This is a genomic window from Pseudoalteromonas maricaloris, from assembly GCF_024746855.1.
Taxonomy (GTDB): Bacteria; Pseudomonadota; Gammaproteobacteria; order Enterobacterales; family Alteromonadaceae; genus Pseudoalteromonas; species Pseudoalteromonas maricaloris.
Genome location: NZ_CP024625.1, coordinates 1261898 through 1271032 on the forward strand (window position 1 = coordinate 1261898; position 9135 = coordinate 1271032).

At 44.1% G+C, this 9135-nt stretch carries 7 protein-coding genes; 2 read left to right on the forward strand and 5 right to left on the reverse strand.

From position 1 onward, the window contains the following. Positions 1–55 precede the first annotated feature (55 nt). On the reverse strand, positions 56–2383 hold the full coding sequence (gene ygjK / locus CTT31_RS05425; RefSeq protein WP_260492158.1) for an alpha-glucosidase: 2328 nt from the start codon (positions 2381–2383) through the stop codon (positions 56–58). Positions 2384–2488: 105 nt separating this feature from the next. Continuing rightward, complete coding sequence (locus CTT31_RS05430) at positions 2489–3235, reverse strand: substrate-binding periplasmic protein (protein ID WP_211859504.1); 747 nt, start codon at positions 3233–3235, stop codon at positions 2489–2491. Positions 3236–3415: 180 nt separating this feature from the next. Between CTT31_RS05430 and CTT31_RS05435 the strand changes: the two genes are divergently transcribed. Together CTT31_RS05435 and CTT31_RS05440 are read left to right on the forward strand one after the other, a co-directional pair. Continuing rightward, the gene (locus CTT31_RS05435) at positions 3416–3931 is read left to right on the forward strand and encodes an acyloxyacyl hydrolase (RefSeq protein WP_045961557.1); all 516 of its coding nucleotides are present in this window, start codon (positions 3416–3418) and stop codon (positions 3929–3931) included. Between the two features lie 203 nt (positions 3932–4134). Next, complete coding sequence (locus CTT31_RS05440) at positions 4135–5370, forward strand: MDR family MFS transporter (RefSeq protein ID WP_069022654.1); 1236 nt, start codon at positions 4135–4137, stop codon at positions 5368–5370. A 64-nt stretch (positions 5371–5434) separates the two neighbouring features. Here CTT31_RS05440 and CTT31_RS05445 read toward each other — a convergent pair whose 3' ends face one another. The 3 genes from CTT31_RS05445 to CTT31_RS05455 all read right to left on the reverse strand — a co-directional run bounded on the left by CTT31_RS05445 (position 5435) and on the right by CTT31_RS05455 (position 9061). Then, positions 5435–6502: a hypothetical protein gene (locus CTT31_RS05445; protein ID WP_260492159.1), complete on the reverse strand. Its 1068-nt coding sequence runs from the start codon at positions 6500–6502 to the stop codon at positions 5435–5437. 75 nt (positions 6503–6577) lie between these two features. Continuing rightward, the gene (locus tag CTT31_RS05450; RefSeq protein WP_010604068.1) at positions 6578–7630 is read right to left on the reverse strand and encodes a hypothetical protein; all 1053 of its coding nucleotides are present in this window, start codon (positions 7628–7630) and stop codon (positions 6578–6580) included. Between the two features lie 192 nt (positions 7631–7822). Next, positions 7823–9061 carry an NAD(P)/FAD-dependent oxidoreductase gene (locus CTT31_RS05455; RefSeq protein WP_045988380.1) on the reverse strand — a complete coding sequence of 413 codons (1239 nt, stop codon included), beginning with the start codon at positions 9059–9061 and terminating at the stop codon, positions 7823–7825. Between the last annotated feature and the right edge of the window lie 74 nt (positions 9062–9135).

Genomic DNA, 9135 nt, shown 5'->3' on the forward strand with positions numbered 1-9135 from the left:
AATTTTGTTTTTGTATCATTTAAAAAATGTAGACGGATCATCACTGAATTGCTAGCTAATTTGTGGTGGTTTGCTGCGAAACTAGCTTTTCTTCTTTAATTGGTGTTTTGGGCTTGTCCATCTCAAATGCTTCTATCATGAGCAAAATATGGGCCGCGCTCCATGAAAAGTTCGGTGCACCTTGCTGCTCGCCGGTGAGTGGGTTGTAGTTTTCGCGAATAGGCGCGTTTTGCAGTAGACCATCCGCATTTTGCATAAATCGCTGAAGCAAAGTGTTCGCTTCAGTTTCATAACCATAATAGCGTAGTCCCATCAAGCCAAAATACAATTGGTCAAGCCAGACACGACCACGCCAATAGATGTTTGCGCCAAATGCAGGGTTGGTCTGGGATGCAGAGCCCAGAGGAATATAGGTGTTGAATTCACTGGGGCTGAGCATTACTTCAGAGACGCGTTTAGCATGATACGCTGTTGCTACCTGATTAAAGAGCGGAGCCCAACCCTCTGGGCCGCGACCACGTTCAATGATTGGTTGCCCTGCACAGCCATTTTCAAGCGGTGATGCGGCAATGCGAATGTCGTAGTAGTATCCACTGTTATCGTCGAACATGCAGCGGTTTATATAATCGGCGACTTGCTTTGCTTGTGCTGAAAAGGCTTTGGCTTCCCGTGGCTTAGCCAAGATATTGGCGATAATACTCAAGTTTTTGGTGTCAGAATAAAAATAACTGGCCCCATCAACCGATTCTTGCATCAAAGAGTAGCCTAGCAGATGGCCTTGGGCGTCCTTATTGCTAGCAAATTCGACTTGCCAGTCTTTAGCGTTGCCACCTTGTTTCACATAGATCTCAAGCTGCTGTGGTGAGATAAAACCAAAGTTAGCAGCATCGTCTCTTCCAGACTCCCATGACGCTGCGGTCTGTGCGGGAATACTTATCTGTTTACCTTGTGTTTGCGCATCGCGATAGGCTTTTAGCCCAAAGCGGACATGCTTTTGCTTTCCTTCATGTAGATAAAATAACAACTCACCCGCTTGATTATTATGGTGTTTATCTATGGTTGCACCAAATTCAGGAATACCATTTTGGTTGTGATCACGGTTGCGCAGCCACCAATCACGATAGGCGACAAGTTTAGGGTAAATTTGTGCAAGCCAAGCTTTGTCTTTGCTGGCATGGTAGGTATTCAACACCGCCCAAGCGGCCAGCGAGGGTTTTGAATTCCGTTCGCTCCAATTACCGCCATCGCCACCGCGTTCTGGTGGCAGGTTATAACCAATTAAATCGGGTAATAAGCCTTTATCTTGGGGTCTCACAGGATCGTTCGCTGCTATTTGATAGGAAAATACGGCATCAATGTTGGCCTTGGCTAAATCTGGTGCAAATAGTCTCAGTGCTGATGCTTGTTTCCAGCTGTCCCAAGGCCAAGTTAAATTGCCGGAAAACCAGCGAGCAGTGACCGAAGGCGATACGGTATCAAACGCGATTGCCCCTGCAGGAGATCGCCAGTTACCAATGAGGGTTTCAACGGCTTTTATCGCCAATGTTTGTTTATCTCGTGGTAAGGTTTGATAGCGTGCTAAATAGCCCGTCCAGCGAGCTTTAGAGCGTTGCCAATACGTAACTGGGGATGAGAGAATTTTGGCAACGGCCTTTGCTGTTTTTATGCGCTCTTGTTGATTGTGGACATAGCTTATTGCGGTATAAAACTGCAGACCACCAGAAGTTTGCGTCTCGCTATAATAACGGTTGTTTGCCACCACATTTTTGAAAGGGATTGTGCGGGTGATTGAGTACTCGTTGCTACCAGAGGTCAGAAGCGCCCACGGATCGCGAACACGACCAAAAGTGGTACTGATCCCACTTTCGCTGGCAACCATAGTTGGTGCGAGCTTAGGGTATTGTTGGTCCAGTGTTTGTTGATCATTAAGCTGGTGGAGTAATTTGCCGTCCAATTTTAAAGTAAGTCGTTGCTTTGTATGAATAGTGGTTTGAATAAGAGAAACGCGCTCACTAACAAAGCGTAAGCGGATCGTCACCGTCGCGAGCTCATGTCTAAGCGTTTGCACCAGCTCTCCGGGCAGGCTGTACAGTGCTGCATCAAATTGCAATTTGGTCTCACCATAAAAAATTTGTAGGCGCTCAATACGTTCAAATAAATACGTTAAATACTCTTCGGTGATAATCGCGTTACCCGTGAAACCACCATATTCCGCAGCGCTATCAGGAAGTAAGTGACCATGCCATGCGCCGTTATCAAACAGTGGTGAATAGGGACTATGGCCAAACTTGTCTGCGGGCTTCATTACCTGAGGGTGACCAAAGCGTGAAACCGCGTTGATGATTTTTGGGCTCGCGTACGTTTCGCATGCTACAAAGAGCATGAGTAATACCAATCCTGTGAGTACTTTCATTTTTATTTTGAATAAAGTATACAATTTTTGAGATGCTATCACAGCGACGTACAAAGTTCAGTAGCAAACGATGAATTACTCGTCTATGGGGCAGCCGACGTCAACCTTTTTGCGTTGCATCTGTACTCGTTCAGCGGCGGCGCGTAGCCGATTTATATATTCTGGAGGGGCGCTGGGGTTGGCGGTTAAATAGAGGGTTTTACTTAACTCTGGAACTTCTAGCACTTTGTCCCATTGCTCCACTAAACCCATTCTAGCAGCCATTCTATCCACAAAATTTTCGGCACCAAAAATAAAGTCAATTCTACCTCTTTCAAGCAGCTCACCTGCACGACTCAAACTAGTTACTGATAGCATGTTCTTATCGGCGATAAAGCCTTGTGCTTTTAAATAGTTTTCGGAAAGTTGATCGGCCGCAACAGCGACAACATGTTGTTTGATTTTCCATATTTCCCACTCTTGCTGATCGGCGATATCAGCACGCTTATAAAAGGCGACCTTTAGCTCACAAAGTGGCGCAATCCAGACATGGTTTTCTTCACGTTGCTCCGTTCTGGCGATCGAGTAGAGCAATGAATAAGGGGATTTTTTGGAGAAGGCTTTTGCGCGAGTCCAAGGCAACATATAAATTTGATAACTTAGCTCTGCTTCCCACATAATGAGGCGTACGATATCAGTGGCAAGCCCAGTAATGGTGCCGTTCTTTTGCTCTATCTGGTACGGAGGAAAATGCTCGGTATAGATATCTACTTTTGTCGGTGCTGCGGCTAAGGCACTAAATACACTAAATATCCCTATAACGCTCCCAATTATATACTGCATACCACATTCTCAAGATCGTTTTTAACAGTATAACTCATAATTTGTTATTGGTTTTGGTTAAATTAATGTACCCATTAAAATTCCATATTGGTGCTTTATTGGCAATTATTATATGGTTTTTTGGTGTCTTTTAAGAATTAAATAACGGCGTAAAATTGCTCTTGTTGTAGAGGAGTTGTTATGCGCTTAGTTTTATTCTTGCTTATGTTGTTTGTGTCTACTTACTCACATGCTAGTGAAGTTGCAGTTGATTATGTGATGGGAGAGGGGGATGTAAAAGGACTGCGGCTTGGGTATCGTCCCTTGCATTATAGTTTAGCGGATTATGGTTTTGGCGAAGGTGCCTATGTTTATTTTGAGTTGAGCACCAACTATTGGGAATACGGCAAACCAAAACGCTCAGACACGACGTTTGCTATTGCACTGTCACCAGTGCTTAGTGTTCCACTGACCGAGTTTGCTGGAAAGCCGGTAAATTTTGAGTTTGGGATTGGCATGACCTACGTCAGTGATACTCGATTTGCGGGCAAAGACATTGGTGTTCACTATCAGTTTGAAGACCGCATTGGGCTTAGTGTTAATTTGAATCCCAGTACTAAAGTTGGGATCCGATATCTGCATTATTCTAATGCAGGTTTGAGCGACCACAACCCCGGTCTTGATTTTTTAAATGTGTTCTACGTTAAGCGGTTTTAACGCTTAATGTCATTGATTTAGTTTTATCTCCCTTTGTGATTTCAAGGATGAAATTTTTTCTTACTAAATAACGCTAAAATAACGTCATTTTTTCTTTATAGAGTTCCAGTTTCCAAGATAATAGAATGCAGTTAAACGCTTGACCTAAACTAAGGTTTAGGAATTAGGGTTCTGCGTAAATCAATAATAATCAAGGAACATCAATGGAGAATAGCTCTGCAATTGAGCGGTTAAAGCGCTTTACACCTTTAGTTTGGGTAATGCTTGTTGGTAACTTTTTCGTTCGCGCTAGTTACTACATGGTATGGCCTTTTTTGGCTGTTATTCTTTACGAAAATTATGGACTGAGTGCAACAGAGGTCGGTTTATTGCTGACGGTGTCAGCGACTTTTGCCGTATTTTTGGGGTTTTATACGGGGAATCTCGCTGATCGCTTTGGTCGCACCAAAATGCTCTACACGGCAGTGTTTGTTGGTGTGATTTCTTTTTCACTGTTGGCTGTGGCTGAATCGTTGTGGTTGTTTGCAACCTCAGTGTTTTTAGCTTGTCTACCTAGGACGCTTTGGGATGCGCCTAGTAAAGCATTACTTACTGAAGAACTCGCCGACGCAAAAGACAGAGAGCTTGCACTGCATTTACTCTATTTTCTCGTGAATGTGGGGGCGGCTTTAGGACCATTGTACGGGCTATGGGCGGGGCTTAATGGTGAGCAGTTTAGCTTTATCTATACTGGTATTTCGTATATTGGTTTGTTGCTCGCGCTGCTTTACTTTAGACCTAAACTGAGTGAAGCGCAGACTTTCGCTTTGCAGTCGGCCGCTCAGTCGGTACCCAAGTTTGCAAAATGGCTGGGGATCTTACGAAAAGATAAAGTCTTTTTAATTGTGCTAATCGCTACAACTTTAGTGTATTTGGTTTATGCGCAATGTGACTCTAGCTTAGTGCAGTATTTGACGCGTGCAGAGGTCCCCGATCTGGCTTGGCTAATTTCTAGCTTAATCATCGCAAATTCTAGTGTGATCATCGTTTGTCAGTTTCCATTACTACATCTGATGCGTAATTGGCGTATTGAAAATAGACTCTATGCGGGTGGCGTGATATTGATCATTTCACAAGTCATGATGGCCTTGAATGATGTGCAAAATATCTGGGGGTGGATTGCAGCCATGATGGTGTTGAGTCTGAGCGAAGCAATTATGTTTACTAACATCAATGTCTATATTGACAGGTTGGCACCAGATAACCTGAAAGCTAGCTATTTTGGTGCTGCTGGCTTGTGTTCATTAGGATATGCATTAGCACCCATTTTAGGCGGACTTATATTAGATTTTTACTCCGGCATGATGCTGTTTATCATCATGACCTTAGTATCTATCACCGCGCTTGGGTTTTATCGCATTGCTGAGCTGAAGCCTAAGACGACGGCTGAAGCGATATAGCTTAGCTAACTCGGTGACCTAAAAAGGGTCACCGTTTAATTATCCGAAGCAAAGGTTAGTTACTTTACTTACCCGCCATTTTTTGCAAGTAACCCAGACGTTGACGCTCGGCAGCCGAGGGCTGATATGGGCGCTTCTCCAGTGCGTCAAAGTAGAAATCAGTGATGTGGTATTCGGTTATTTTGCTATCACCAAACTGCGCAAGCTCTCCGGGCATTGGCGACATTCTCTCAATCACAAATGTCTTTAACGTGAATTGCGATGGACCGGATTTAGCTGAAAAAGGAGCAAGCACCGACTGATGTGCTTTTAAGTTGAATACCTGTTTCCCTTCGCTTAACTTTTGTTTTTCAACCACATGACTGATTGGTGTGCCATCGCGAGTAAATAGGTTTGCACGGATACGATAAGTACCACTTTGCTTTACTTCAAGCTGCAACGGAATTATCAAGTCTGCTTGCTCGGGGTAAGGTTTAGCAATAGCGAGCAGTGTGGCGCTGGGTTGGTAATAACGGATACTTGCCGTTAATGCAACAGCCTTAGCCGAGCTTGGCTTAGCACGCACGACGACATTCAGCTCTTGAGGCCATGTTGTCTCGCCATCGACTGCACCAAGCCAAATACCATCAGACTCTTTGAGGCGGGTGGTGGATAAGGTTTGCTGTGATGTAGGGTCGAGTATCGTTGCGGTTGCATTAGAAAATTGACTACCAGATAAACTTATCTCGATAGTAGCGGGGTGCACAAAGCGATATTGATTCAGCGACAAAGACACCTGTTCGTTATTTTCTTCAATTGGCATTTCGACGGCATAAAAATGATTTGGATTGAGCCTATCAAAATCACCTTTGCCAAGGGGCTGTGAATAAGGAGGTAGAGAAATACTATACTCATAATGTGCCGCAGCTGTTTGCGCAGCTTGTGCCAGTGGTAGTGATTCAACCAGTGATTGTTTTTGTGTTATCGCAGTTTTAGGTGTAGTGGGTTGCGTTGTTGGTGGTGTCAAAATAGCTGTGGTGACTTGTGGTGCTGGTAACTCAGGTGAGGGTAGAGCTTCGCGCTGCAAGGCAAAATAGCCTGCAGTGATACAGACCACAATAAGAATGACACTAATCAACAAAAACTTTTTCATAGCAATACTCGGTTAATATAAGGAACTGCATGAAGCAGTCCCTTGGGTATAGAAATTAGCAAAATAACCGTTAAGTTACAGTGAGTTTAGTATTAACTGTGAAAAGCTTTGTGAGTTAGACTCGCTAACATAACGGTAAGTTTTTTTCCAAAACCAGCTACCCGTTGTTTCTTCATAGGTGTTGTAGCTAATTGTTTTATAACCCGCGTTAAACTGAGTACGAGCCGCTGTTACTTTGCCTTGGTATCCAGCATCTGGCAGGTTACCGTGGCTATATTCCGCGCTCATTAGTAATGGGTAGTGGTATGGCATAAAGCTAGTTACTGCATCATCTTGAGAGGCTAGCTGACCGTTGATAGCAACGCTTGTACTACAACTACCAAAGTCACCTTTTGTCGATGCACCACAAGAAGAGTGTGTTGATACAACACCATCATCATTACCTGGTAAGAAACCTGAAGTGAGGCCGTAGTAGTCGCTTGCATCAGCGACGAAACGTAGGCGAGGTGCGTTGTCACTTGGGTACTGAGCAACTTGTCGCGCGTTATTTACTTTTAAATCCCACATGATACCAAACTCTTCAGGCATGCTACCAAGCCAAGCCTCAACAGCTTGGCGAGTTAGTTCACCAACTACACCACCAGAAGTCGCAGCGTTGATAGCAGTGTCTGCGAGTTCGCTTCCGCCACCCGCACCTGCAAGGTCAAAAGTAGCAACGATATTAAGTGGTTGAAGGCCCGCATTTTCAAGCCAAGTTGCTTGATTATCTAAGATATAGCGCGCAACCAAATCACCCGTTGAGTGGGTAACAAAGACACAGCCAGGATTACAAGTGCCATTTTCTGCAAATGCTTTTAGCTTTGGCCAAATATAATCTGTTGCGATTTTGCCTTGCAAACGTTCATAAGAAGGCCAATCAATACGTTCATCAGCGTGGTTTATCCAAAAAGATGACCAATATTCTTCACCCTCAAGCTCGACATTGGTACTGTTAGGGCGGTTAAGTTGGTCTGCTTGAAAGCCATGAATTAGAATTGTTTTATATTCAGCGGCCTGCGCGGGAGTTGCAAGTGCAGCGCCTGTTAATAACGCAGAAAGTGCAGCAGTGTATACAAAGTTAGTTTTCATTGTCTAAGTCCTTTAAAGCGCCAAGTGCCACATCTATGGTCGGCCTACAATAAAATTCTCCCACTTTGCTTAATCATCAATTCGGGAAACTATAGGCATCACACAACTACTTTCACTACTACTGAAACGCATCTTTGTTAGTATATTATGTGGCGTGAGAAACTATTCCCACGCCGGTCTAAAAAGCTAAAATCACGCCATTTCAGGGTTGTTATGGAGTTCAGATAGCAGGTTCAGGGTTTTCTCGCTGCGGTTTACAAATGGGTTAGTCTCATCCCATACATAGCCCGCAAGCACAGAAGTGATTTGGCTCTTAATTTTTTCAGGCTTGTTGTCTGAGAAAAATAGGCGGCGCAAACGTCCGTCGTACCAGCCTTCAATGTAGGTGCGCATGACAGCAATACCTTTAAGCATATGCGCCTCATAATCTTGCTGCCAATCTGCTTCCTCGCCATTTAACTGAGCGACTATGAGATCAGCGGCGCGCGCGCCTGACTCAATCGCAAACATAACACCGGCTGAAAATACAGGGTCAATAAATTCACTAGCGTTACCGGTTAGCACAAAGTTTTTGCCGAACAGTTGTTTAATACCTTTTGAGTAGCCTTTGATTTCCTTTGGCTCCATACACAGCGCCATTCCTTCCAACATTGCTGATGCATGTTGATCGCGCGCAAGGTAGGTTAAAAAGCGTGTTTTAGCATCGCCCTGGGCACTTTCCAAATACTCAGGGTTACCAACAAAACCGACTGAAACACGACCGTCAGAGAAAGGTATTAGCCAAACCCATACATCCTCTTCGTGAACCAGAATCGTTACTTTATTGTTTTCAGCCCCAGTCTCTATGCCATCAGCAGGTTTAAATTGCGCAAACAAAGTTGCGCGAGTTGGCGCTGATGAAGGTTCATTTAAATCAAGCAGGTTTGCGAGTACTCGGCCATAGCCGCTTGAGTCAACAACGAATTTGGCTTGAATTTCCTGCACATCACCGGCCTCATTGACTACCTTAATGATAGGCTCTTCTAGATCCATGTTGGCATCGACTACTGAAGTGCCAAATTCGATAGGGGCACCCATTTTTTGCACTTCTTCAGCCAGTACATTGTCAAAGTCATCTCTTGGAACTTGCCATGTCCATGTCCAGCCATCGGTGTAATTTTTAGAGAAATCGAAAAACTCTTGGAAGTCATCTTGTTTAAAATTAGCACCGATTTTCTTTTGGTAATTGCGTGCAACTAACGCATCCATAAATCCAGCATCTTCCAAATGCTGCATACTTTGTGGTAGAAGACTTTCACCGATGACATAGCGCGGAAAGTGGCTACGTTCAACGATCTTCACGGTTAATCCTGCTTGAATTAGCTTTGCAGCGGTCATTGTCCCAGCAGGTCCAGCGCCGATAATAAGTACATCTACATTTTCCTTAGCCATTTTGTAATTCCTTAATCATATATTGTGAGAAAATGTGGCAATTAATTAATCCTAGAGTGAAGAGGGGAGTTCCC